Below are 23,324 nucleotides of genomic sequence, written 5' to 3'. Positions count from 1 at the left end.
GCCGCATCATACCACGCTAAAAGCCTCGAGCCACAAGCTTCAAGCCGCAAGTAGACGACCAGCGTCTACTTGCGGCTTGCTGCGGCTCAAGGTTTGGCTTTTTCCAGGTAGCGGAAGAAATCGCTACTCGGGTCCAGCACCAGCACATCGCGCTTGTCAGCGAAGCTTTCGCGATAGGCCTTGAGGCTACGGTAGAAGGCGTAGAACTCCTGGTCCTGACCGTAGGCACGGGCGTAGATGGCGGCCGCCTGAGCATCACCGTCACCGCGCAGCTCTTCGGCCTGGCGATAGGCCTCGGCCAGCAGTACGCGGCGCTGACGGTCGGCGTCGGCACGGATGCCCTCAGCCAGCTCGCGACCCTTGGCGCGATGCTCGCGCGCCTCGCGCTCACGCTCGGTGCTCATCCGCTCGAAGACGCTGCGGTTGACCTCACGCGGCAGATCGATGGCCTTGACCCGCACATCGACCACTTCGATACCCAGCTCGCGCTCGGCGGCGCGGTTGAGCGTCGAGGTCACATCAGCCATCAGCGCATCACGCTCGCCGGACACCGACTCGTGCAGGGTGCGCTTGCCGAACTGGTCACGCAGCGAGGCCTCCAGACGACGCGCCAGGCGCTCGTCGGCGACCTGCTTGAGGCCCGAGGTGGACTGGTAGAAGCGCTCGGCATCCTTCACCCGCCACTTGGCGTAAGCGTCGACCATCAGCGCCTTCTTCTCCAGGGTGAGGAAGCGCGAGGACGTCGAGTCCAGGGTCAGCAGGCGAGCGTCGAAGATGCGCACCTGGTTCACGTACGGAATCTTCACGTGCAGGCCCGGCTTGACGTCCGGGTTGACCACACGGCCGAACTGCAGCAATACCGCACGCTCGGTCTGCGCCACGATGTAGAAGCTGTTCCACGCCACCAGCGCCAGAACCACGGCCACGATCAGGCCGATCAGGGACTTGTTGCTCATCAACGGCCCTCCCGGGAACGCAGGTTGCGCTGCGACAGATCGCTGCTCAGCGGCACGGCCGGATCACGCGTTGTCGCAGTACTGCTGTTGGCAGAAGCGGACGAGGAGGAAACGCCACCACGACCGTCGACCATCTTGTCCAGCGGCAGGTACAGCAGGTTGTTCTGCCCCTTGTCGCCAGTGACCAGAACCTTGCTGGTGTTGCTCATCATCTCCTGCATGGTGTCCAGGTACAGACGCTCGCGCGTGACCTCGGGCGCCTTGCGATACTCGGTGACCAGCTTGGTGAAGCGATCGGCCTCACCCTCGGCGCGCGCGATGACTTCATCACGATAACCGTTGGCTTCCTCCAGCAGACGCTGGGCCTGGCCACGCGCCTCGGGGATCACGCCATTGGCATAGGACTCGGCCTGGTTCTTCTCGCGTTGTTCGTCCTCGCGGGCACGAATCACATCGTCGAAGGCTTCCTGAACTTCACGCGGCGCCGCAGCGCTCTGGATGTTCACCTGGGTGATGGTGATACCGGTACGGTAGTTGTCGAGGAAACGCTGCAGACGCTCGCGCACTTCGCTGGCCATCTGCTCACGACCTTCGGTCAGCACCTGGTCCATCTCGGTGGAGCCCACCACGTGGCGCACGGCGCTGTCGGTCGCATGCTGCAGACTGACTTCCGGCTGGTCCACGTTGAGCACGAAGTCCTGCAGGTTGCTGATGCGGTACTGCACGGTCAGCGGCACTTCGATGATGTTCTCGTCCTCGGTCAGCATCGCGCCCTGCTTGCTGTAGGCACGCTCACGAGTGACGTTTTCCTGGAACTTGCGGTCGATCGGCGGGAAATAGATGTTCAGGCCGGGACCGACGGTTTCGTGGTACTTGCCGAAGCGCAGCACCACGGCCTGCTCCTGCTCGTCCACCACGTAGATCGCGCTGTACAGCCAGATCACTGCCAGCAGGCCGAGGCCCACGAACAGCAGGCCGAAACCGCCACCGCCGCTACTGCGGCCAGAGTCGTCGTCACCGCGCTTCTTGCCGCCACCAAAAAGCCCGTTCAGGCTTTCTTGCAACTTGCGGAACGCTTCGTCGAGATCCGGCGGGCCCTGCCGGCCACCGCCTTTGCGGCCGCCCCAAGGGTCTTGATTGTTCGAGTTGCCACCCGGCTCATTCCAAGCCATAGCGTTCTCCGTACTGATAAAGCGAAGGCGCGCCCACGGCGCGCCGGCCAATGCTACCCAAAGCCCCCGGCCGACAGCAAAGCCGCCGCCACAGGCTTTATTGCAAAGTATGTTGCTCGATGAACAGCTGAGGCTCCATGCCTTCGCGACTCACCAGGCGATTGAGCTCGACCCTCGGCAAGCGCACCGACAGCAGACTACGCCCCTGCTCGTCATGCCCTTCGTCCTGCACCGCCCCCAGTTCGAAGAACTGTGCGCGCAGGCGCCCCAGACGTTGCGGCAACTGCAGCGTACCGACGAACAGGTCGTCCGCCAGCAACTCAGCCACCGCCTGCCGCAACAACTCCAGACCGCGCCCCTCGCGCGCCGACAGCCAGACGCGCAGCGGTTTGCCATCGGCATCGCGCTGAATCTGTGGCTCGACACCTTCCAACAAATCCAGCTTGTTGTACACCTCGAGCATCGGCAATTCGTTCGCACCGATCTCCTTGAGCACCGCCTGCACCTGCTCGATCTGCGCCATGCGCTCGGGCTCATGGGCATCGATCACGTGCAGCAGCAGGTCGGAGTTGCTCGACTCTTCAAGCGTAGCGCGAAAGGCCTCGACCAGCTTGTGCGGCAGGTGGCGGATGAAGCCCACGGTATCGGCCAGGACGATCGGCCCGAGGTCGTCGAGTTCGAGTCGGCGCAGGGTCGGATCGAGCGTGGCGAACAGCTGGTCCGCAGCGTACACCTCGGAGGTGGTCAGCGCGTTGAACAGCGTGGACTTGCCGGCGTTGGTGTAACCCACCAGGGAAACCGAAGGGATGTCCGCGCGCTTGCGCCCGCGACGCGCCTGCTCACGCTGACTGCGCACCTTCTCCAGCTTCTGCTTGATCTGGCGGATACGTACACGCAACAGACGACGGTCGGTCTCCAGCTGGGTTTCACCCGGACCGCGCAGACCGATCCCGCCCTTCTGCCGCTCCAGGTGGGTCCAGCCACGCACCAGGCGCGTGCTCATGTGATCGAGCTGCGCCAGCTCGACCTGCAGCTTGCCTTCGTGGGTACGGGCGCGCTGGGCGAAGATATCGAGGATCAACCCGGTACGATCGAGCACGCGACATTCGAACGCACGCTCGAGGTTGCGCTCCTGGCTCGGTGTCAGGGTGTGATTGAAGATGACCAGTTCGGCCTCGCTGGCCCTGACCTGGTCGCGCAGCTCCTCGACCTTGCCACTCCCGATGAGGTACTTGGCGGTCAGGCGACTGCTGGGCACGCTGAGAAAAGCGACCATGTCGGCACCTGCCGACATGGCCAACTCCTGGAACTCCTGGGGATCTTCGCTCGCCTCGGAGTCTTGGCCTTCCAGATGAACCAGGATGGCCCGCTCACCGCCCTCATGACGCTCGAAGAACAATGCAGCCCCCTATCAGGCGTTACCCGGCTCGGCATCACCCTGTTCGGAGTCGCCAGCGCTCGGCAGGCGTACCGGACGGCTGGGCACGACGGTGGAAATGGCATGTTTGTAGACCATCTGGCTGACAGTGTTCTTCAGCAGGATGACGAACTGGTCGAAGGACTCGATCTGGCCCTGCAGCTTGATGCCGTTGACCAGATAGATGGAAACAGGGACGCGTTCCTTACGCAGGGTATTCAGGTAAGGGTCTTGTAGCGAATGCCCTTTTGACATGTGCCGCACTCCTTTCGAGGATCAATTTCAATAATTTTAGTAGGTAAACAATAGCTTCGGACCGTCACACCCCCAAGGATAGACGGCCAGCGGCAAGGTCTCAGTTCAATATGGAGACGCTTTCCAGGTATTTCAAGGTGCGAGACAGATTGTCGCAGGCCAGGCTGTCCAGCCAGTGCAGCCCGTCCCAGCCTCGCAGCCAGGTGAACTGACGCTTGGCCAGTTGCCGAGTGGCGATGATGCCGCGCTCGACCATTTGTTCACGGGACAACCCACCGTCGAGGTATTCCCATACCTGGCGATAACCTACCGCCCGTATAGACGGCAGCCCTGCGTGCAAGTCACTTCGTCTGCGCAGGGCTTCGACCTCGTCCACGAAACCCTGTTCCAACATCGCTTGAAATCGTTGTGCGATGCGCTCATGCAGAACCTGGCGCTGCGCCGGAGCGATAGCAAGCTGCGCAACAGTATAGGGCAATTGCCCGCCGGCCGATGTGCCCGTATCGGAGTTTCCAGCGGCCTGACGACGGCGGTGCTCGCTCATGCTCAGGCCGCTCACGCGATAGACCTCCAGGGCCCGGGTCAGACGCTGCGGGTCATTGGGGTGAATGCGCGCCGCCGACTCCGGATCGACCGCAGCCAGCTCGCGGTGCAGGGCCTCCCAGCCCTCGGCCGCAGCCCGCGCCTCCAGTTCGGCGCGCACGGCCGGGTCGGCACTGGGCATGTCGGCCAGGCCCTCCAGCAATGCCTTGTAATAAAGCATGGTGCCGCCCACCAGCAGCGGGATGCGTCCGCGTGCCGCGCTGGCGGCCATGGCGGCCAGCGCATCGGCGCGAAATTCCGCGGCGGAATAGCTCTCGGCGGGATCGCGAATATCGATCAGGGCATGCGGAAAGGCGTCGAGAATGGCGCGCTCCGGCTTGGCAGTGCCGATGTCCATGCCCCGGTAGATCAGCGCGGAGTCGACGCTGATCAGGTCGCACGGCAGCAGGCGCGCCAGCTCCAGGGCCAGGTCGGTCTTGCCGGCGGCGGTCGGGCCCATCAGAAAGATTGCGGGGGGAAGCGAAGACATCGGCATGACTCGAAACACGAAGACGGGAGAAGCCCTGGCGACAGGGCCTCACTGGCTCAATTACTGGCCGCGCATGAACAACTTGTCGAGCTGATCCATGCTCAGCTGCGTCCAGGTCGGCCGGCCATGGTTGCACTGGCCGCTGCGCTCGGTCTGCTCCATGTCACGCAGCAGGGCGTTCATCTCGGGAATGGTCAGGCGCCGGTTGGCACGCACGGAACCGTGACAGGCCATGGTCGCCAGCAGCTCGTTGAGGTGCGCCTGGATACGGTCACTGGTGCCGTATTCGAGCAGGTCGGCCAGCACGTCACGCACCAGTTGCGTCGCTTCGGCCTGCTTGAGCAGTGCCGGAATCTGGCGAATCGCCAGGCTTTCCTCACCCAGGCGCTGCAGCTCGAAGCCCAGGCGCTGGAACCATTCGCCGTGCTCCTCGGCGCAATCCGCCTCGCGCTGGCTGACGGCGAGCGACTCCGGCACCAGCAACGGCTGGCCACGCAAGCCTTCGCTGGCCATGGCGTGCTTGAGCCGCTCATAGGTGATGCGCTCGTGCGCCGCATGCATGTCCACCACCACCATGCCCTGGGCGTTCTCGGCGAGGATGTAGACCCCCTTGAGCTGCGCCACGGCGTAGCCGAGCGGTGGAATGTCGCCCTGCTCCTGCGGCAGGGGCTGCGCCGTCGCCGTCGGCAGCGGCGAGAAATACTCGCGATACGTCGCCTGGGCCTCGCCCGCCGAAACGCCAGGATTGCCGGTAGGCTGCTGGTAACCGGCACCACTGCCGCGCCAGGCCGGCTGGACACTGGGAGCTGGCGCGTCGAGAACGCTGGCCGCCAGGCCCATCTCGCCCTGCGGGCCGAACTCACCCGCGGCCTGCCCGGTCGGGCGCATCATCGGCGAGACAGTGGCCGGCGCAGCGACCTGATCCTCCGGGCGTACATCGGCCAGCGCACGGTGCAGGGTGCCGTAGAGGAAGTCGTGCACCATGCGGCTGTCGCGAAAGCGCACCTCGTGCTTGGTCGGATGAACGTTGACGTCCACCGTCGCCGGGTCGATTTCCAGGAACAGCACGAAGGTCGGATGCCGGCCGTTGAACAGCACGTCGCGGTAGGCCTGGCGCACCGCGTGGGCGACCAGCTTGTCGCGCACCATGCGCCCGTTGACGTAGAAATACTGCAGGTCCGCCTGGCTGCGCGAGAAGGTCGGCAGGCCGACCCAGCCCCACAGGCGCAGGCCGCCACGTTCGATCTCGATGGGCAGCGCCTGCTCGAGGAAGGCCGGGCCACAGACCGAGGCCACGCGGCGCGCGCGGCTGATGTCGTCCCCGGCCTCATGCAGGCTGAGCACGGTCTTGCCGTTGTGGCGTAGATGGAATGCCACATCGAAACGGGCCAGCGCCAGGCGCTTGATCACTTCCTGCAGGTGGTCGAACTCGGTTTTTTCCGCCCGCAGGAACTTGCGCCGCGCCGGCGTGTTGAAGAACAGGTCACGGACTTCCACCGAGGTGCCGACCGGGTGCGCGGCAGGCTGCACCCGCGGCTCCATGTCGCGGCCCTCGGTCTCCACCTGCCAGGCCTGGTCGGCATCGGCGGTACGCGATGTCAGGGTCAGGCGCGACACCGAGCTGATCGACGCCAGTGCCTCACCACGAAAGCCCATGCTGAGCACCGCCTCGAGGTCTTCCAGTTCGCGAATCTTGCTGGTGGCGTGGCGCGCCAGGGCCAGCGGCAGATCGTCCGGGGCGATGCCGCCGCCGTCGTCGCGCACCTTGAGCAGCTTGACGCCGCCCTGCTCGACTTCCACGTCGATGCGCCGCGCACCGGAGTCCAGGCTGTTTTCCAGCAGTTCCTTGGCCACCGAGGCGGGGCGCTCGACGACCTCGCCCGCAGCGATCTGGTTGGCCAGGCGCGGGCTGAGCAAATGAATACGGGACATGACACTCATTACTGGGCTGCCAGGGACGTGGCGGGTATCTGCAGTTTCTGACCGACCTTGATCACGTCGCCCTTGAGTTTGTTGGTACTGCGCAGCGTCGCCAGGCTGATCTGGTAACGCTGTGCGATCAGCGCCAGGCTCTCGCCACGGGACACCACGTGCTCACGCGGCCCGCTGGCGATCTTGCCTTCGTCGCGCAGCCAGGCGACATAGGTGCCGGGCGGCGGGTTCTCATGGAAGAACTGCTTGACCCCGGAGGTGATCGAACGCGCCAGTGCCTGCTGGTGACTGGCGCTGTGCAGCTTCTTCGCTTCGTTGGGGTTGGAGATGAAACCGGTTTCCACCAGGATCGACGGGATATCCGGCGACTTCAGCACCATGAACCCGGCCTGTTCCACCCGGCGCTTGTGCAGCGGCGTGATGCTGCCCATGTTCGACAGCACCTTCTGCCCCACGTTGAGGCTGGACGACAGCGAGGCCGTCATCGACAGGTCCAGCAGCACGCCGGCGAGCATCTTGTCCTTGTCGTCCAGGCTGACGTTGCCGGCACCGCCGATCAGGTCGGACTGGTTCTCCGCGTCGGCCAGCCAGCGCGCCGTCTCGGACGTGGCGCCGCGCTCGGACAAGGCATAGACGGAGGCGCCGAATGCCGACGAGCGCGGCGCGGCGTCGGCATGAATCGAGACGAACAGATCGGCGCCTTTCTTGCGCGCGATCTCGGTGCGCTTGCGCAGCGGAATGAAGTAATCGCCGGTGCGCACCAACTCGGCGCGGAAGCCCTTCTCGGCGTTGACCTGGCGCTGCAGCTCCTTGGCGATGGCCAGGGTCACGTGCTTTTCGTACTGGCCCTTGACCGGCGACAGGGCGCCCGGGTCTTCACCGCCATGACCGGCATCGATGGCGATGACGATATCGCGCTTGCCACCCGGCACGGGTGTCAGCTTGGGCGGTGGCTGGGTCGGCGTGACGGGCACCGGCGGCGAGGTGTTGGCGACGCTCGGGGTCTGGGTGCTCGGCGGCGCACTGCCCTGATCGAACAGGTCGACCACCAGGCGATGCCCGTATTGCTGGTTCGGCGCCAGGGAAAAGCTCTTCGGCGTGACAGGCGCTGACAGGTCGATGACCACCCGCAGATCGTCCGCGCCGCGCTGGGCGGAACGCACCCCGGTGATCGGGGTATTGGCCAGCGACAGCTGGTCGAGGTTGGTGGCCAGCTTGGCGCCACTGACGTCGATGACGATACGATCAGGCGCCGCGAGGGTGAAGACGCTGTGCTGCACCGGCCCGGACAGGTCGAAGACCAGGCGCGTGTTGTCGGGAGCACGCCAGAGGCGCACGCCGCGCACATCCGAGGCAGCCAGGGCCTCGGCAGCCAGAGCCGCCAACAAAACACCCACAGCGGTAACCAGCGCGCCTATGCGCATACCCAACCCCATCGATTCTTGCTTTATTGTTTGCTGCTCAGGGCCTCGCACCAGGCATCCCCTCGAGCCCCATGCCCCTGCAGCAACAGCGAACGGCCGCCCGCTTGGGGGGTAATGGTAATGTCCATGTCGGGCTTTGGCAAAACACCCGCGCCGCGCTGCGGCCACTCGATCAGGCATAGGGCAGCGCCATCGAAATAATCGCGAATGCCGAGGAACTCCAGCTCCTCGGGATCGACCAGCCGATACAGGTCGAAATGGAACGCCCGCAGCTCGCCGATCTCGTAGGGTTCGACCAGGGTGAAGGTCGGGCTCTTCACCGCCCCGCAATGCCCCAGGCCACGCAGGATGCCGCGTGACAGGGTGGTCTTGCCCGCCCCCAGGTCGCCGTGCAGGTAGATCACTCCCGCGCCACCGCTGACCTCGGCGATACGCGCACCCAGGGCCAGCATCGCTGCTTCATCGGCAGCTTCGAGTCTCACTTCAGACAAGGACACAACTCCTCCAGTAACTGACGAATGGCGCACGGCAGATCGCCGGCAGCCAGACCACGCCCTTGCCGGGCCAGCACCTCACCGGCCCGCGCATGCAACCACACCGCGAGGCAGGTCGCGTCGAATGCCGCCATGCCCTGCGCCAACAGGGCGCCGATCAGTCCGGCCAGCACATCGCCCAGCCCGGCGCCGGCCATCGCCGGGTGTCCGCGATCACACAGGGCCAGGCGACCATCGGGCGCCGCAATCAGGCTGCCAGCGCCCTTGAGCACCACGACCAGGCCATAGCGTTGCGCCAGCGAGCGGGCGGCAGCGGGGCGGTCGGCCTGCACGCTGGCGGTGTCCTGCCCCAGCAGCCGCGCCGCCTCTGCGGGATGCGGCGTCAGCACGCCCTGCCTGGGCGCGGGAACCTGCCCCGCGGCCAGCAGGTTCAGCGCATCGGCGTCCCAGACCTGCGGCGCGCCGAGTCCCGCGACACTCGACAGCAGGCTGCGCGACCAGGCGCCCTGCCCCAGCCCCGGGCCCAGCACACAGACATCGGCGCGCTCGGCCAGTGCCAGCAGCTGATTGGCCGATGCCACCGCCGCGCACATGATCTCGGGCCGCCGCACCAGGGCGGCGGCGACATGCTCGGCGCGGGTCGCCAGCGTCACCATCCCGGCACCGGCGCGCAGCGCGCTGTCGGCGCAGAGCAGCGCCGCACCGCCCATGCCCAGATCGCCGCCAACCACCAGCAGATGACCGAACTGCCCCTTGTGCGCCACCGGCGAGCGCGGCGCCAGGCGCGGCAGGCAGCGTTCATCCAGGCGCTGCGCCACGCTGGGGGCCTGCGCCAGCACCTGCGCATCGGCCTGCAGGTCGTCGAACTGCAGCTCGCCGCACAACGCCGGCCCTTGCCCGGTCAGCAAACCCAGCTTGAGTGCGATGAAGGTCATGGTCAGGTCGGCGCGAACCGCGACGCCGAGGCACGCCCCCGTATCGGCCAGCAGGCCGGAAGGAATATCCACCGCCAGCACGGGCAGCCCGGCCTGATTGATCGCGCCAATCACCTGCGCATAAGGCTCGCGCACGGCGCCTGCCAGCCCGGTACCGAGTAGCGCATCGACCAGCACACCGGCCAGCGGCAGACCCTCGCCCCAGGGCAGGATGTCCACACCGGCCGCACCGGCCTCGGCGCAGGCTTGCGCGGCGTCGCCCTGCAGGGCTGCCGGATCGCCGACCGCCAGCACCCGGACACGCCAGCCGGCACGTTGCGCCAGCGCCGCGATCAGATAGCCGTCACCGGCATTGTTGCCGCGCCCGGCCAACACCGTTATCTCACCGGCCTCGGGCCAGCGCCGGCGTAGGGCACGCCAGGCCGCATGGGCGGCGCGCTGCATCAACTCGAAGCCCGGCGTGCCGGCGGCGATCAGTTGTGCATCCAGCGTGCGCACCTGCTGCGCGCTGTGCAGAGTCGAAGGCAGGGAAGCGGAGGATAGATGCATGGCTCGCTCGGAACGGATGTCTGGCAGAATTATACCCACCTCAATCCTCTGCGCCCGCCTCATGTCCGACCATCGCCTCGACCTCAATGCCCTGGCCCAGTCCATCAAGGACTGGGGACGCGAGCTCGGGTTCCAGCAGGTAGGCATCGCCGATGTCGAGCTGAGCGAGCATGAAGCCCACCTCAAGCGTTGGCTTGCCGCCGGCTACCAGGGCGAGATGGACTACATGGCCGCGCATGGCGACAAGCGCTCACGCCCGGCCGAACTGGTGCCCGGCACGCTGCGCGTGGTGTCGCTGCGCATGGACTACCTGCCTGGCGACACCCAGATGGCCCAGCGCCTGAAGGAACCCGAGCAGGCCTATGTATCGCGCTACGCACTCGGTCGCGACTACCACAAGCTGATCCGCAAGCGCCTGCAACAGCTGGCCGAGCGCATCCAGCAGCAGATCGGGACGTTCGGCTATCGCGCCTTCGTCGACAGCGCCCCGGTGCTGGAGAAGGCCATCGCCGAGAAGGCCGGCCTGGGCTGGATCGGCAAGAACACCCTGGTGCTCAACCGCAAGGCGGGCAGCTACTTCTTTCTCGGCGAACTGTTCGTCGACCTGCCCCTGCCGGTGGATGCGCCCCATGCGAGCGAGCATTGCGGGCGCTGCAGCGCGTGCATGGACATCTGCCCCACGGCCGCCTTCGCCGGGCCCTACCAGCTCGACGCGCGGCGCTGCATCTCCTACCTGACCATCGAGCTCAAGGGCTCGATCCCCGTCGAGCTGCGCGCACCGATCGGCAACCGGGTGTTCGGTTGCGACGACTGCCAGATCGTCTGCCCCTGGAACCGCTTCGCCCGCCCCACCGAGCAGGGCGACTTCCAGCCACGCCATGGCCTCGACAACAGCGCCCTGGCTGAACTGTTCCTGTGGACGGAGCCGGAGTTTCTCGCCCGCACCGAGGGCTCGCCCCTGCGCCGCGCCGGCTACGAGCGCTGGCTGCGCAACCTGGCGGTCGGCCTGGGCAATGCCCCCTCGACCATCCCGGTGCTGGAGGCGCTGAATGCCCGCCGCGACCACCCCTCGGAGCTGGTGCGCGAGCATGTGGAGTGGGCGCTGCAGCAGCATGAACGATAGGTGACAGGCTTCAGGCGGCAGGCAAAAGCAGCGCAGCCATCCGCTCCACTCCGGGCCTGCTGCGGCCTTCAGACCTTGAGGAAATGCTCGCGGTAGTGGCGCAGCTCGGCGACGGATTCGCGAATGTCGTCCAGCGCCTGATGCGTGGCGCTTTTCTGGAAGCTGTCCTTGACCTCCGGCGCCCACATGCCGGCCAGGATCTTCAGCGTCGACACATCCAGGTAGCGGTAGTGGAAGTAGGCTTCCAGGGCCGGCATGTACTTGTAGAGGAAGCGCCGGTCCTGACCGATGCTGTTGCCGCAGATCGGCGACTTGCCCTTCGGCACCCACTGTTCGAGAAAGGCGATGGTCTGCGCCTCGGCGGTGGCCGCATCGATGCGACTTTCGCGCACGCGCTGGGTCAGGCCGCTCTCGCCATGGGTACGGGTATTCCACTCGTCCATGCCGGCCAGCGTCTCGTCGCTCTGGTGAATGGCGATCACCGGGCCTTCGGCCAGCACATTGAGCTCGCTGTCGGTGACGATGGTGGCCATTTCGATGATCACATCGCGCTCCGGCTCCAGGCCGGTCATTTCCAGGTCGATCCAGATCAGATTGTTGGGGTTTTGCATGGTAAGGGGCTCCTAGGCTCAGCCGGCAAGTCTAGCGGATATCCACAGCCTTCATCTGCCACAGATACAAGGACGTCTGCCGCCCCTCGTCGACCGCGAGCGTGCGGTCGGCCGGCACGCCCGGAATCTCGAAGGTGTTGCTGATCAGCCAGCTGCCAGGGCGCATCTCACCTGCCGCCTTGCGCCACAGACGCGGCATCGGAACGGGCGACAGGAAACAGTAGGCGATATCGAAGTCGGCCAGATCGACCCGCCAGAGGCTCTGGTAACGGATGCTGCAGTTCTCCTGCAGCAGGCAGCGCAGCCAGGCGAAGACGAAGAGCAGCGGCGCCGTTTCCACGCCGACGAACTGCCCGCGCGGGCAGTGTCGCGCCAGCTGCAGCAACGTACCCGCCGTGCCGCAGCCCAGGTCGATGAAGCGCAACGGCGGCTCGCGCTCGCTCAGGCAGCGCTGCAGTTGCTGCTGCGCCCTGCGCCCGCTCAGGTACAGCGGCACGCGCTCGCGCAGGCTGTTCCAGTTGACCAGCAGCAGCACCACGAACCCCAGCAGGAACAGCCAGGCAGGCAACTCGGCACGCTGCGCCAGCAACAGCGCCGGCAGGAACGCCAGGTTGATCCACCACCACCAGCGCGACAGACCAAGCCGCCAGCCGATCAGCGCCGCCAGCATGCCTTGCAGCAAGGCCACCGCCAGCAGCGGAAGACGCCAGGACAGCAACGCCAGCAGGTACACCAGCACGACCACCAGCGCCAGCGCCAGGCCCTGCGCCAGCAGGGCCTGCATCAGTGGCACACGCGCCAGCATTCTCTCATCGCCCATCACCGCCCTCCCCCATCTGGCGCCGCAGCGCCACCAGGCGCTCATGCTAAACTCGCCGCGATCTAGTCTCCACCACCCGGAAAGCCAATGGCCAAACGCCAACTCAACCGCCGCCAGAGCTGGCGTATCGAAAAGATTCAGGGCGAGCGCGCCGCCCGTGCGGCCAAGCGCGAGTCACGCGCCGTCGAAGCCCTGGAAGGTGGTGACCTCGGCCCCGAGCAGACGGGCCTGGTGATTGCCCATTTCGGCGTTCAGGTGGAAGTCGAGGGCCTGCAGGATGAACTGGCCGGCCAGATCTTTCGCTGCCACCTGCGAGCCAACCTGCCCGCCCTGGTCACCGGTGATCGGGTGGTGTGGCGCCCCGGCAACCAGGGCGACGGTGTCATCGTCGCGCAACTGCCACGCGACAGCGAGCTGTGCCGCCCCGACATGCGCGGCCAGCTCAAGCCGGTGGCGGCCAACGTCGACCAGATCGTCATCGTCTTCGCGCCCATGCCCGAGCCGCACGCCAACCTGATCGACCGCTACCTGGTGGCGGCGGAGCATGCCGGGATACGCCCGCTGCTGCTGCTGAACAAGGCGGACCTGATCGACGAGCAGAACCAGGTCGCGCTGGAGGCACTGCTCAAGGTCTACCGCCAGCTGGAGTACCCGCTGCTCGAGGTGTCGGCGCACCAGGGCGATGGCATGGAGCAGCTGAAAAAGCGCCTCGACGGCCACGTCAGCGTCTTCGTCGGCCAGTCCGGGGTGGGCAAGTCATCGCTGGTCAACGGCCTGCTGCCAGGGGTCGACACCCGCGTCGGCGCCCTCTCGGAGCTGACCGGCAAGGGCACCCACACCACCACCACGGCGCGGCTGTTCCACTTCCCCGGTGGCGGCCAGCTGATCGACTCGCCCGGCATCCGCGAGTTCGGCCTCGGCCATGTCAGCCGGGATGACGTGGAGGCGGGCTTCATCGAGTTCCACGACCTGCTCGGCCGCTGCCGCTTCCGCGACTGCAAGCACGACCGCGAGCCCGGCTGCGCGCTGCTTCAGGCCCTGGATGAGGGCCGCATCCAGCCACAGCGCATGGCCAGCTACCGGCACATCCTCGCCAGCCTGCCCGAAGACGACTACTGACGGTTGAGCTGGTCCAGCGGGCTGTTGCTGCTGTCGAAGATGTTCAACTGCTCACGCAGCTGGTCGGCCGGCAGCGCCTCGCCGGTGTTGCCAGGCGCCCCTTCGGCAGGCGGCTGATCCGGTGCCGCCGGTTCGCCCCCGGCGCCCTGCTCACCTTCGATGTTGCGCTGCGCACGCTTGGTCAGCACGACGATATCGATGCGCCGGTTGACCGGGTTCAGCGGGTCCTCGCGGTCGAACAGCGCCGACGAGGCGTAGCCGACCACCCGCGCCACCTGCTCGTCCGGGTAGCCGCCGGCGACCAGAGTACGGCGCGCGGCGTTGGCACGGTTGGCAGACAGCTCCCAGTTGCCGAAATCACCGCGCCCGACGAAGGGCTTGGCATCGGTGTGGCCGCTGACGCTGATCTTGTTCGGCACGGCGCGAATGGTATCGGCCATGGCCAGCAGGATGTCCTCGAAATACGGCTGCAGCTCGGCACTGCCGAGGGCGAACATCGGCCGGTTGGCGGCATCCATGATCTGGATGCGCAGGCCGTCCTGGGTGATCTCGAACAGGATCTGGTCCTTGAAGCGCTGCAGCTCGGGGTTTTCCTCGACCTTGTTCTGCAGTTCCTGCAGCAGCAGCTCCAGGCGCTCCTGCTCCATCTTGTCGGCCAGGGTCTCGATCTGATCGGTGCTGACACCGGTTTCGTCCGGCTGGCTCTCCGGCGTTTCGGAAATGTCCGGGTTGAGCGTTCGCTCGGGCGCCGGCGTCGGCGTACCGCCGAGGTCGATCGCGTAGGGGCTGGCGCTCTCGGTGAAGCCGATGGGGTCCTGGAAGTAACCGGAAATCGCGCGCTTCTGTTCGGGCGTGGCCGAGGACATCAGCCACATCACCAGGAAGAACGCCATCATCGCCGTGGCGAAGTCGGCGAAGGCGATCTTCCAGGCACCGCCATGATGGCCGCCAGCGCTTTTCTTGACGCGCTTGACGATGATGGGTTGGTTGTTTTCCATGGCTTAGTTGCCGCGCATGGCCTGCTCGAGCTCGCTGAAGCTCGGGCGATGGGCCGGGAACAGCACCTTGCGCCCGAACTCTACCGCCAGGGTCGGCGGCATGCCCGAAGCCGACGCCACCAGGGTCGCCTTGATCGCCTCGTAGAGGTTCAGCTCTTCCTTGGCGTCGTGCTCCAGCGCGCCGGACAGCGGGCCGAAGAAGCCGTAGGAAGCCAGAATGCCGAGGAAGGTACCGACCAGCGCCGTCCCCACCTTCTCGCCGATCTGCGCGTTATCCGCCTCGGCGAGAATCGACATGGTGATCACGATACCCAGTACCGCCGCGACGATACCCATGGCCGGCATGCCGTCGGCGACCTTGGCGACCGCATGGGCCGGGTGCTCGACCTCTTCCTTGAGGCTGGCCAGCTCCATGTCGAACAGGCCCTCGAGCTCGTGCGGAGCCATGTTGCCGGACGACATGATGCGCAGGTAGTCGCAGATGAACGCGGTCATGCGGGCATCCTTGAGCACCGCGGGATACTTGCTGAAGATCGGGCTGGCATTCGGGTCTTCGACATCCGCCTCGATGGCCATCATCCCCTCGCGCCGGCTCTTGTTGAGGATCTCATAGAGCAGCTTGAGCACTTCCAGGTAGTAGGTGTGGGTGAAGCGCGAGCCGAACATGCTCAGCGACTTCTTGAACACCGTCATGAACATGCTGCCGGGGTTGGCCTGCAGGAACGCCCCCAGGGCCGCACCACCGATGATGAGCACCTCGAACGGATGGACCAGTGCCATCAGTTGCCCGCCCGAGAGGATGAACCCACCGAACACGCAGCCGAAGACGACGATGATGCCTATGATTTTTGCCATAAAGGAACGCTTGCAGAGCCAAGAGGATGGGTTATTAAAAACAACCCTTCTAATTATCGGAGCTTATGCGCCAGACTATAGCCAGTTAAGGTCAAAAGCCAGTTCGGCTCAACCCACATGTCGACGCCAAAGCCCCTGCCGCGCACCCTGGACGCCTGGTTGCAACAACTGGCCAAGCTGCCGTTGCCGATCGAACAGCAGCAGCATGTGCGCTTGCGTCGCATCCTGGGCGACAGCCGTCGTACCTGGCGCGAAATTGCCGAAGCCATCGAGTCCAGTCCGTCGTTCGCCCTGCAGGTCCTGCGCGAGGCCAACCAGTCGAACAACAGCCTGAGCGAGCCGGCCGAAAGCGTCGAAACCGCGCTCTCGCGTCTCGGCCTGAGTCGTTGCGAAGCCTTGCTGAGCCAGGCGCCAGCGCTGCCGGAAGACGAGATCCCCCTGGCGTTTCGCCAGATCCTGATGATCAGCCAGCACGCCAGCCAGCAGGCTCGCGGCCTGTTCGGCGCCCGCCTGGCACGCCTGTGGAACGAGCTGCACGGCTGCAGCCTGCTGTTCCTCGCCCCCCTGTGGCCGTTGCTGTGCGCCCACCCGCAGCTGTTCGAAGCCTGGGAACAGCGCGTGCTGCTGAAAGGCGAACGCCCCGGAGTGGTGGAGAAGGAACTGCTCGGCGTGCCGCTGATACAGCTCTGCGTGCGTCTGGCCGAGCGCTGGCGCCTGCCGGAATGGATCGTGCGCGGCTACCGCCTGCTGGAACGCGATCGCCGCCAGTTGATCAAGGCGCTGCACATCGCACGCGACTATGAACACCCCCTGCACCAGCAGCAGATGCTCGACGCGGACACGCCGCTGCGCCACTGGCTGACCCAGCCCAGCAACTGCGTGCTGCTGGCCAACGGCCTGGCCGTCTCCGCCCACCATGCCTGGGACACGCCCCACACCCTGCGCTGGCAGCGGCTCACCGGGCTGTACCTGCAACTGCCGCTGAACGAGCTGCAGCAGGAAGTGCATCAGCATGCCGTGAGCAGTGCCCGCCTGCTGCATGACAGTGCATTGTGGCACCCGGCGCAGGCGCTGCTCTGGCCCTGGGACGCGCACCGCCTGAAAACGGCCCGCAGTAACAGCAGTGCCGCCCCCCCCCAGCGCGACGACCTCGCCGCCTGGCGCCAGCAGTGTGCACGCCTGCTCGCCGAACCCAGTGCCTTCGCCAATGTGCCGCAACTGACCGCCTGCGCCCGCGACGCCCTGCAGGCCTGTGGCCTGAAACGGGTTCTCGTGCTGCTCGCCGATCGCCAGCACAGCCGCCTGCAAACCCAGCAACAGGCCGGGCTGGACGCCAGCGCGGCAACGCTCAGCCTGGATCCCGCACAGAGCCAGGTCCTCAGGCGCCTGCTCAGCGAGCCGGGCCAGCTGCGTCTCACGCCCGCCAACGTCGCCAAGTTCTCCGCGCTGCTGCCGGGCAACCTCAAGGCCCTGTTCCCCAGCGAGCATCTGCTGCTGCGCTCCCTGGCCAGCAACGGCCGGGTGGTCATGCTGCTGGTGGCCGACCAGGGCGGCCAGCCGCTCAACGAGGTCTGCCTGCAGGCGTTCGGCAAGACCGTGCAGTGCATCGAGCGCGCCCTGGGCAGCTTCGCCCGCCGTGGACGCTGACGCCCCTCGGTTTCCGCTACAATCGACCTCTTTTCATTTAGGGACGCTGCCATGTCCGCCTTCGACAACCTGCCTCTGGTGATCGAGCCCGCTGAACTGGAAGCGCGCCTGGACGCGCCCGAGCTGATCCTGCTCGACCTCAGCAGCGCAGCACGCTACGCCAGTGGCCACATACCCGGCGCGCGCTGGGCCGACGCCAAGCGCACGCAGCTGGGCCAGCCGCCGGCACCCGGCCTGCTGCCCGAACGGGCGCAACTCGAAGCGTTGTTCGCCGATATCGGCCATCGCCCGGATGCCACCTACGTGGTCTACGACGACGAAGGCGGCCCCTGGGCCGGGCGCTTCATCTGGCTGCTCGACGTGATCGGCCATGCCCGCCACCACTTCCTCAACGGCGGCCTGCAGGCCTGGATCAGCGACGGCCGGCCCCTGAGCCAGACAACCCCCGTGGTCTCGCGTACCCAGGTGTCGCTGACGCTGAGCGACGAACCCACGGCCAGCCGCGAATACATCCAGCAGCGCCTGAACGCCGCCGACCTGGCCATCTGGGATGTACGCGGCGAGGACGAATACCGTGGCGAGAAACTCAGCTCCGCACGCGGCGGGCACATCCCCGGCGCCACGCACTTCGAATGGACCGCCGCAATGGACCCGCAGCGCGGCATGCGCATCCGCACGGATATCGGCGACGTCCTGCACGATCTCGGCATCACCCCGGACAAGGAAGTGATCACTCACTGCCAGACCCATCGCCGCTCGGGTTTCAGCTACGTGGTGGCCAAGGCGCTGGGTTATCCGCGCGTGAAGGCCTACGCTGGTTCCTGGTCCGAATGGGGCAACCTGCCCGATACACCTGTCGAACGCTGACGCCGTCGACCATCAGTTGCACCCGGCACGGGGATGCCTGCGCCGACTCAGAACCCTCAAGGAAACACGATGAAACAACGTCTCTTCATTCTCAGTCAGTACCTGCTGCCTCATCACCTGCTGTCGCGCCTGATCGGCTACGTTGCCGAATGCCGTATCGGCTGGCTGAAGAACCCGCTGATCTCGTGGTTCGCCAAGCAGTACCAGGTCGACATGAGCGAAGCGCAGGTGGAAGACCTGCGTGCCTTCGAACACTTCAACGCCTTCTTCACCCGTGCGCTGAAAGAAGGCGCCCGTCCACTGGATGAGACGGCGGGTGCGATCCTCTGCCCGGCCGATGGCGCGATCAGCCAGCTGGGTGCCATCGAGCATGGCCGCATCTTCCAGGCCAAGGGCCACAGTTTCAGTGCGGTGGAACTGCTCGGCGGCGACACCGAGCGTGCCGCGCCCTTCATGGGCGGTCAGTTCGCGACCGTCTACCTCTCGCCGAAGGACTACCACCGCGTCCATATGCCGCTGGGCGGCACGCTGAAGGAAATGGTCTACGTACCGGGTCGCCTGTTCTCGGTGAACCAGACCACGGCCGAGAACGTGCCGGAACTGTTTGCCCGCAACGAACGCGTGGTCTGCCTGTTCGACACCGAGCGCGGCCCGATGGCCGTGGTGCTGGTCGGCGCGATGATCGTCGCCAGCGTCGAGACCGTCTGGGCCGGCCTGGTCACCCCGCCCAAGCGCGAGCTGAAGAGCACCCGCTACGATGCCGAATCCCGCGGCCCGATCGAACTGGCCAAGGGCGCGGAAATGGGCCGTTTCAAGCTGGGCTCCACCGCCATCGTGCTGTTCGGCCCGGAGCAGATGAAGTGGGCCGAAGAGCTGAGCGCCGGCAGCGCAGTGCGCATGGGGCAGGCGCTGGGCCATGCCCTGGACTGAAATCCGCACGAACTGAACCCGCATGTCGACCCTTTGGTCATAAATCCGTAGGCTGCCGAGGCAGACCGTCCTTGAGGACGGCTGCCAGCGCAGCCAGATGCTGCTAGAGTTCGAAAGACTATTACTAGAGCCGCTTGTCATCGTGTGGCCGGAGTATCCGAGTTCGATGGATAGACAGAGTCCCCACCTTCAGTTGTTGCGCGTCCCCACACCGAGCAAGCAAAGCCTCAGCTTCTGCGACGGCACTCCTCGCGACCTCAAGCGCTGGATTGCCGCACTGCCCAAGGCGAACATCGGTGAGACCGCGCGCCAGCTGTATCAGAGCCTGGTGGAACTCAATCAACTGGTCACGCCATCGGACAACCGTCTGCAACTGCTGGAAATGCTGCGCCCGGAAGTGAGCTTCGTGTGCCAGCACCTGGAGCGCCACTTCCTCAACCAGGCCATCGTCCTCGACGAACGCCCGCGCAAGGTCGCCAACCTCTGCCAGGCCCTGCAGAACCACCTCGCCGTCGGCTACAAGCTGATCATTTCCCGCGTCATCGAGCGCACCGGCAAGGACCGCGACCAGCTGCTCGCGGTCGCCCTGCAGCGTGCCAGCCACAGCCTGTGCAGCCCGCTGATTCGCGCCAGCCAGCTGTACTGCCCGGTACCGGAAGGACTCTGGCTGGAGTTGCACCAGCTCTATCAGATCGCCGTCGAACAGCGCCTGCAGCGCCAGGTCATCCGCGATCCGCTGGCCCGTCATACCCAGGGCCTGAGCACCGAGCAGACCTACGTGACCGCGCTGCTGCTCGGCTGCGCACGCACCAACCAGATGCGCCAGAACGGCATTGCCCGCCTGGCCGAAGCGCTGGAACCCTGGAGCGCCCTGGTCAAGCTGCAGGCGGGTGATCACCCTGACAGCCTGTTCGTCCTCGCCCCACAGGTCGACGGGCCGCCGCGTTACAAATCCCTGTACCAGAGCGGTGAACTGCACAACCTGCTGGGCATCGACACGCAGCCGCTGGTCGATGCGATCAAGGATCATCTGGAACTGCCGGAAGAGGAGCGCGGCCAGTCGCGTCTGGCGATTCCCGACGGCATCAGCCTGGACCTGCTGCAGCATGTCGCGGCCGCCTGGGGAGACATCGCCGAACGCACCTTCCAGCGCACACCGGGCCAGGGCAATCTGACCCTGTGCATCGGCATGACGGCGCTGCACTTCTTCCTCGCTGGCCGCCGCTCCTTCGCCGACGTGCTCAAGCGCCCGGTCGAACTCGGCGCCGCAGTGTTCAAGCCGACCACCGGCGAACCGGACGTCTGGTCCAACGCATTCGACGCGCAGCGCAACGCGGTGGACGACATCCACTTCGAGGAAATCCAGTACACCAAGGTCACGCCCGGCGAGCAGGCACAGCCAGAGAACAGCGGCGAGACCTACCCGACCTACCCGCTGGCCATCGTCAACCACAGCCCGGGCGGCTATTGCCTGTCCTGGCCCAAGGACGTGCCCAGCCAGTTGCAGGCCGGCGAGCTGCTGGGCGTGCAGGACAGCCCGAGCCAGGGCTGGAGCGTGGCGATCGTGCGCTGGATTCGCCAGGTCCGGGGCGGTGGCACGCAGATGGGCATCGAGCTGATCGCCCCGCATGCCCGCCCTTGTGGCCTGCAACTGCTGCGCAAGGCCGAGCAGAACAGCCAGTACCTGCGTGCACTGCTGCTGCCGGAAATCAGCGCCATCTCGCGCCCGGCCAGCCTGATCACGCCACGCCTGCCCTTCCAGGAAGGCAGCAAGGTGCTGATCAACGACCATGGCGAGGAGCATCGTGCGGTGCTGACGCGCAAACAGGTCAGCACCGGCAGTTTCAGCCAGTTCGAATATCGCCGTGTCGGTGAGGAAGAGGGCGCGGCCGGGACGCCGGTCACAGCCTCGCAAAGCCAGAAGCCTGCTGGGGAGGAAGATTTTGACTCGCTCTGGAAGTCGCTGTAGGCTCCGACCCACTCACCATTTGTCGCCTTTTCGCGCCCGTTCGGCGCGGTATTGACCCTTCTATGGCCATCGAAAAAAAAACCATCCGCCTGCTGATTCTCGAGGATTCGCAGAACGAAGCCGAGCGCCTGGTCAGTCTGTTCCGCAATGCCGGACACGCGACGCGTGTCCATCGCCTGACCTCCAGCGAAGACCTCGCTGAAGCCCTGCAGCACACCTGGGACCTGCTCATCTGCGCACCGAGCAGCGAACGCCTCGACCCGAGCGAGGCGATTGGCGCCATCCGCCGCCAGGCCAAGGACATCCCCGTGGTGCAACTGGTCGACGGCAACGACTCCGAGACCATCACCGAGGCCCTGCTGTTCGGCGCTCAGGATGCGCTGCCGCAAGGCGAGGATGAACGCCTGGTCCTGGTGGCCAAGCGCGAGCTGGCCAACCTCGAGGAACGCCGCGCCCGTCGCGCCGCCGAAGTGGCCCTGCGTGAGGCGGAAAAACGCTGCCAGCTGCTGCTGGAGAGCTCGGTAGACGCCATCACCTACGTGCACGACGGCATGCACATCTATGCCAACCGCGCCTACCTGGAGCTGTTCCGCTACGAAGATGGCGACGAGCTCGAAGGCATGCCGATGATCGACCTGATCGCCAGTGCCGATCAGAGTGCCTTCAAGGACTTCCTGAAGAACTACCAGAGCGCCGAGGGCGACGCCGAGCTGAGCTGCCAGGGCATGCGTGCGGACGGCAGCGGCTTCGCCGCCCAGATGAGCTTCTCGCCGGCCACCTACGACGGCGAGCCTTGCATCCAGGTGGTCATCCGCGCGGAAACCTCGAATGCCGAACTGGAAGAAAAGCTGCGCGAAATCAGCAGCCAGGATCTGGTGACCGGCCTGTTCAACCGCAACCACTTCCTCGAGCTGATGGATGGCGCCGCCGAGCGTGCCGTCAGCACCGGCCAGCCGTCGACCCTCGCCTACATCCGCGTCGACCGCTATGCCGGCATGCAGGGCGAGATCGGCCTGGCCGGCATCGACCTGCTGCTGACCGACCTGGCCGGCCTGCTGCGCGCGTACTTCCCGGCGGACACCCAGCTGGCTCGCTTTGGCGACGACGTGTTCACGGCGCTGCTGCCGGGCCAGTCCCCCGAGCAATGCGAGGCCAGCCTCAGCGCCCTGCTGAAGAAGATCGAGGGGCACCTGTTCGATGTCAGCGGGCGCACCGCCCAGACCACCCTGTCGATCGGCGTCGCCGGCCTCAGCGAGAAGACCGCCAAGGCCCAGGTAGTCATCGATCGTGCCCACCGCTGCGCGGACGAGCTGGCCGATGGCAACGCCATCAAGCTGTTCAACCCGGCTGCCGAGCTGGCCGCCGCGGCCAATCGTGGCAACCTGCTGGCGATGGTGCAGCAGGCGCTGGAGAACAACAGCTTCCGCCTGCTGTTCCAGCCGATCATCAGCCTGCGCGGCGACGCCCACGAGCACTACGAAGTCCTGCTGCGCCTGCTCAACCCGCAAGGCGAGGAGGTCCCGCCGACGCAGTTCCTGACCGCTGCCAGGGATGCCGGGCTGGGTGAGAAGATCGACCGCTGGGTGATCCTCAACTCGATCAAGCTGCTTGCCGATCACCGCTCGAAAGGCCACAACACCCGCCTGTTCGTGCACCTGTCCAGCTCCAGCCTGCAGGATCAGACCCTGCTGCCCTGGCTCAGCGTGGCGCTCAAGGCCGCTCGCCTGCCGTCCGACTCGCTGGTGTTCCAGTTCAGCGAGCCTGATGCCATCGCCTACCTTAAGCAGGCCAAGGCACTGACCCACGGGCTCGCGGAGCTGCACTGCAAGGTCGCCCTGAGCCAGTTCGGTTGTGCGCTGAACCCGTTCAACACGCTCAAGCACCTGCAGGTGGACTTCGTCAAAGTCGACGGTTCCTTCTCCCAGGACCTGAACAACGCCGACAACCAGGAAGCCCTCAAGACCCTGCTCAGCAGCCTGCACGCCCAGGCCAAGTTGACCATCGTGCCCTTCGTCGAGAGCGCCAGCGTGCTGGCCACCTTGTGGCAGGCCGGGGTCAACTTCATCCAGGGTTACTACTTGCAGGGCCCGAGCCAGTCGATGGACTACGACTTCTCGGCCGGCGACGAATAACGCCGCAGACACGAAAAAGCCGCCTCATGGGCGGCTTTTTCGTTGGG

At 66.0% G+C, this 23,324-nt stretch carries 20 protein-coding genes; 7 read left to right on the top strand and 13 right to left on the bottom strand.

The features are described from left to right. Window positions 1-86: 86 nt before the first annotated feature. From hflC to EWH21_RS04265, 9 genes are all read right to left on the bottom strand, one after another. Window positions 87-956 (bottom strand): protease modulator HflC, encoded by an 870-nt coding sequence (gene hflC, locus EWH21_RS04305; RefSeq protein ID WP_037054817.1) that lies wholly within the window; start codon window positions 954-956, stop codon window positions 87-89. Beyond that, complete coding sequence (hflK, locus tag EWH21_RS04300) at window positions 956-2,128, bottom strand: FtsH protease activity modulator HflK (protein ID WP_277699890.1); 1,173 nt, start codon at window positions 2,126-2,128, stop codon at window positions 956-958. The genes hflC and hflK overlap by 1 nt, the downstream gene beginning before the upstream one ends. Window positions 2,129-2,225: 97 nt before the next feature. Next, entirely contained in the window at window positions 2,226-3,527 is a 1,302-nt protein-coding gene (hflX, locus tag EWH21_RS04295) for a ribosome rescue GTPase HflX (RefSeq protein ID WP_134676025.1), read from the bottom strand. A 12-nt stretch (window positions 3,528-3,539) separates the two neighbouring features. Next, a complete protein-coding gene (hfq, locus tag EWH21_RS04290) occupies window positions 3,540-3,800 on the bottom strand; it encodes an RNA chaperone Hfq (RefSeq protein WP_037054821.1) in 261 nt (86 codons plus the stop codon). A gap of 100 nt (window positions 3,801-3,900) precedes the next feature. Beyond that, entirely contained in the window at window positions 3,901-4,872 is a 972-nt protein-coding gene (miaA, locus tag EWH21_RS04285) for a tRNA (adenosine(37)-N6)-dimethylallyltransferase MiaA (RefSeq protein ID WP_047590154.1), read from the bottom strand. Between the two features lie 60 nt (window positions 4,873-4,932). Further along, window positions 4,933-6,813, bottom strand: a complete 1,881-nt coding sequence (gene mutL / locus EWH21_RS04280) for a DNA mismatch repair endonuclease MutL (RefSeq protein WP_277699889.1) — start codon at window positions 6,811-6,813, stop codon at window positions 4,933-4,935. Then, window positions 6,813-8,240 carry an N-acetylmuramoyl-L-alanine amidase gene (locus tag EWH21_RS04275; protein ID WP_277699888.1) on the bottom strand — a complete coding sequence of 476 codons (1,428 nt, stop codon included), beginning with the start codon at window positions 8,238-8,240 and terminating at the stop codon, window positions 6,813-6,815. Before EWH21_RS04275 ends, mutL begins: the two co-directional genes overlap by 1 nt. A gap of 11 nt (window positions 8,241-8,251) precedes the next feature. Continuing rightward, window positions 8,252-8,719, bottom strand: a complete 468-nt coding sequence (gene tsaE, locus EWH21_RS04270) for a tRNA (adenosine(37)-N6)-threonylcarbamoyltransferase complex ATPase subunit type 1 TsaE (RefSeq protein WP_037054830.1) — start codon at window positions 8,717-8,719, stop codon at window positions 8,252-8,254. Beyond that, the gene (locus EWH21_RS04265) at window positions 8,707-10,206 is read right to left on the bottom strand and encodes an NAD(P)H-hydrate dehydratase (RefSeq protein ID WP_277699887.1); all 1,500 of its coding nucleotides are present in this window, start codon (window positions 10,204-10,206) and stop codon (window positions 8,707-8,709) included. The genes tsaE and EWH21_RS04265 overlap by 13 nt, the downstream gene beginning before the upstream one ends. A gap of 61 nt (window positions 10,207-10,267) precedes the next feature. Between EWH21_RS04265 and queG the strand changes: the two genes are divergently transcribed. Beyond that, complete coding sequence (queG, locus tag EWH21_RS04260) at window positions 10,268-11,329, top strand: tRNA epoxyqueuosine(34) reductase QueG (RefSeq protein WP_152487770.1); 1,062 nt, start codon at window positions 10,268-10,270, stop codon at window positions 11,327-11,329. A 68-nt stretch (window positions 11,330-11,397) separates the two neighbouring features. On the opposite strand, the gene orn is transcribed toward queG, so the two are convergent. Next, a complete protein-coding gene (orn, locus tag EWH21_RS04255) occupies window positions 11,398-11,940 on the bottom strand; it encodes an oligoribonuclease (RefSeq protein WP_037054835.1) in 543 nt (180 codons plus the stop codon). Between the two features lie 31 nt (window positions 11,941-11,971). Further along, the gene (locus EWH21_RS04250) at window positions 11,972-12,760 is read right to left on the bottom strand and encodes a class I SAM-dependent methyltransferase (RefSeq protein ID WP_277699886.1); all 789 of its coding nucleotides are present in this window, start codon (window positions 12,758-12,760) and stop codon (window positions 11,972-11,974) included. Between the two features lie 87 nt (window positions 12,761-12,847). Between EWH21_RS04250 and rsgA the strand changes: the two genes are divergently transcribed. Then, on the top strand, window positions 12,848-13,879 hold the full coding sequence (gene rsgA, locus EWH21_RS04245) for a small ribosomal subunit biogenesis GTPase RsgA (RefSeq protein ID WP_047590171.1): 1,032 nt from the start codon (window positions 12,848-12,850) through the stop codon (window positions 13,877-13,879). Here the strand turns inward: rsgA and motB are convergent. Both motB and motA read right to left on the bottom strand, forming a co-directional pair. Then, window positions 13,873-14,877 carry a flagellar motor protein MotB gene (gene motB / locus EWH21_RS04240; protein WP_277699885.1) on the bottom strand — a complete coding sequence of 335 codons (1,005 nt, stop codon included), beginning with the start codon at window positions 14,875-14,877 and terminating at the stop codon, window positions 13,873-13,875. The genes rsgA and motB overlap by 7 nt on opposite strands. A gap of 3 nt (window positions 14,878-14,880) precedes the next feature. Beyond that, complete coding sequence (gene motA / locus EWH21_RS04235; RefSeq protein WP_037054844.1) at window positions 14,881-15,732, bottom strand: flagellar motor stator protein MotA; 852 nt, start codon at window positions 15,730-15,732, stop codon at window positions 14,881-14,883. A 117-nt stretch (window positions 15,733-15,849) separates the two neighbouring features. Here motA and EWH21_RS04230 point away from each other — a divergent pair, with 117 nt between their 5' ends. The 5 genes from EWH21_RS04230 (at window position 15,850) to EWH21_RS04210 (ending at window position 23,277) form a co-directional block, all read left to right on the top strand. Then, window positions 15,850-17,379, top strand: a complete 1,530-nt coding sequence (locus EWH21_RS04230; protein WP_277699884.1) for an HDOD domain-containing protein — start codon at window positions 15,850-15,852, stop codon at window positions 17,377-17,379. A 51-nt stretch (window positions 17,380-17,430) separates the two neighbouring features. Beyond that, on the top strand, window positions 17,431-18,246 hold the full coding sequence (locus tag EWH21_RS04225) for a rhodanese-like domain-containing protein (RefSeq protein WP_277699883.1): 816 nt from the start codon (window positions 17,431-17,433) through the stop codon (window positions 18,244-18,246). Window positions 18,247-18,315: 69 nt separating this feature from the next. Then, window positions 18,316-19,176, top strand: a complete 861-nt coding sequence (gene asd / locus EWH21_RS04220) for an archaetidylserine decarboxylase (protein ID WP_047590180.1) — start codon at window positions 18,316-18,318, stop codon at window positions 19,174-19,176. Between the two features lie 166 nt (window positions 19,177-19,342). Continuing rightward, window positions 19,343-21,145, top strand: a complete 1,803-nt coding sequence (locus tag EWH21_RS04215) for a molecular chaperone (protein WP_152487764.1) — start codon at window positions 19,343-19,345, stop codon at window positions 21,143-21,145. Window positions 21,146-21,207: 62 nt separating this feature from the next. Further along, window positions 21,208-23,277 (top strand): EAL domain-containing protein, encoded by a 2,070-nt coding sequence (locus EWH21_RS04210; protein WP_037054852.1) that lies wholly within the window; start codon window positions 21,208-21,210, stop codon window positions 23,275-23,277. Window positions 23,278-23,324 lie beyond the last annotated feature (47 nt).

The organism is Pseudomonas sp. REST10 (genome assembly GCF_029542605.1).
Lineage (GTDB): Bacteria > Pseudomonadota > Gammaproteobacteria > Pseudomonadales > Pseudomonadaceae > Aquipseudomonas > Aquipseudomonas khazarica.
Note: the sequence above shows the minus strand (reverse complement) of the source record. Positions and strands in the feature narration are given on the sequence as shown.

Bases quoted from the DNA above. Each gene is read 5' to 3' on its own strand.
- hflC (WP_037054817.1), bottom strand. From the start codon at position 956: ATGAGCAACAAGTCCCTGATCGGCCTGATCGTGGCCGTGGTTCTGGCG.
- hflK (WP_277699890.1), bottom strand. From the start codon at position 2,128: ATGGCTTGGAATGAGCCGGGTGGCAACTCGAACAATCAAGACCCTTGG.
- hfq (WP_037054821.1), bottom strand. From the start codon at position 3,800: ATGTCAAAAGGGCATTCGCTACAAGACCCTTACCTGAATACCCTGCGT.
- miaA (WP_047590154.1), bottom strand. From the start codon at position 4,872: ATGTCTTCGCTTCCCCCCGCAATCTTTCTGATGGGCCCGACCGCCGCC.
- mutL (WP_277699889.1), bottom strand. From the start codon at position 6,813: ATGAGTGTCATGTCCCGTATTCATTTGCTCAGCCCGCGCCTGGCCAAC.
- EWH21_RS04275 (WP_277699888.1), bottom strand. From the start codon at position 8,240: ATGGGGTTGGGTATGCGCATAGGCGCGCTGGTTACCGCTGTGGGTGTT.
- EWH21_RS04265 (WP_277699887.1), bottom strand. From the start codon at position 10,206: ATGCATCTATCCTCCGCTTCCCTGCCTTCGACTCTGCACAGCGCGCAG.
- queG (WP_152487770.1), top strand. From the start codon at position 10,268: ATGTCCGACCATCGCCTCGACCTCAATGCCCTGGCCCAGTCCATCAAG.
- orn (WP_037054835.1), bottom strand. From the start codon at position 11,940: ATGCAAAACCCCAACAATCTGATCTGGATCGACCTGGAAATGACCGGC.
- EWH21_RS04250 (WP_277699886.1), bottom strand. From the start codon at position 12,760: ATGGGCGATGAGAGAATGCTGGCGCGTGTGCCACTGATGCAGGCCCTG.
- rsgA (WP_047590171.1), top strand. From the start codon at position 12,848: ATGGCCAAACGCCAACTCAACCGCCGCCAGAGCTGGCGTATCGAAAAG.
- motB (WP_277699885.1), bottom strand. From the start codon at position 14,877: ATGGAAAACAACCAACCCATCATCGTCAAGCGCGTCAAGAAAAGCGCT.
- motA (WP_037054844.1), bottom strand. From the start codon at position 15,732: ATGGCAAAAATCATAGGCATCATCGTCGTCTTCGGCTGCGTGTTCGGT.
- EWH21_RS04230 (WP_277699884.1), top strand. From the start codon at position 15,850: ATGTCGACGCCAAAGCCCCTGCCGCGCACCCTGGACGCCTGGTTGCAA.
- EWH21_RS04225 (WP_277699883.1), top strand. From the start codon at position 17,431: ATGTCCGCCTTCGACAACCTGCCTCTGGTGATCGAGCCCGCTGAACTG.
- asd (WP_047590180.1), top strand. From the start codon at position 18,316: ATGAAACAACGTCTCTTCATTCTCAGTCAGTACCTGCTGCCTCATCAC.
- EWH21_RS04215 (WP_152487764.1), top strand. From the start codon at position 19,343: ATGGATAGACAGAGTCCCCACCTTCAGTTGTTGCGCGTCCCCACACCG.
- EWH21_RS04210 (WP_037054852.1), top strand. From the start codon at position 21,208: ATGGCCATCGAAAAAAAAACCATCCGCCTGCTGATTCTCGAGGATTCG.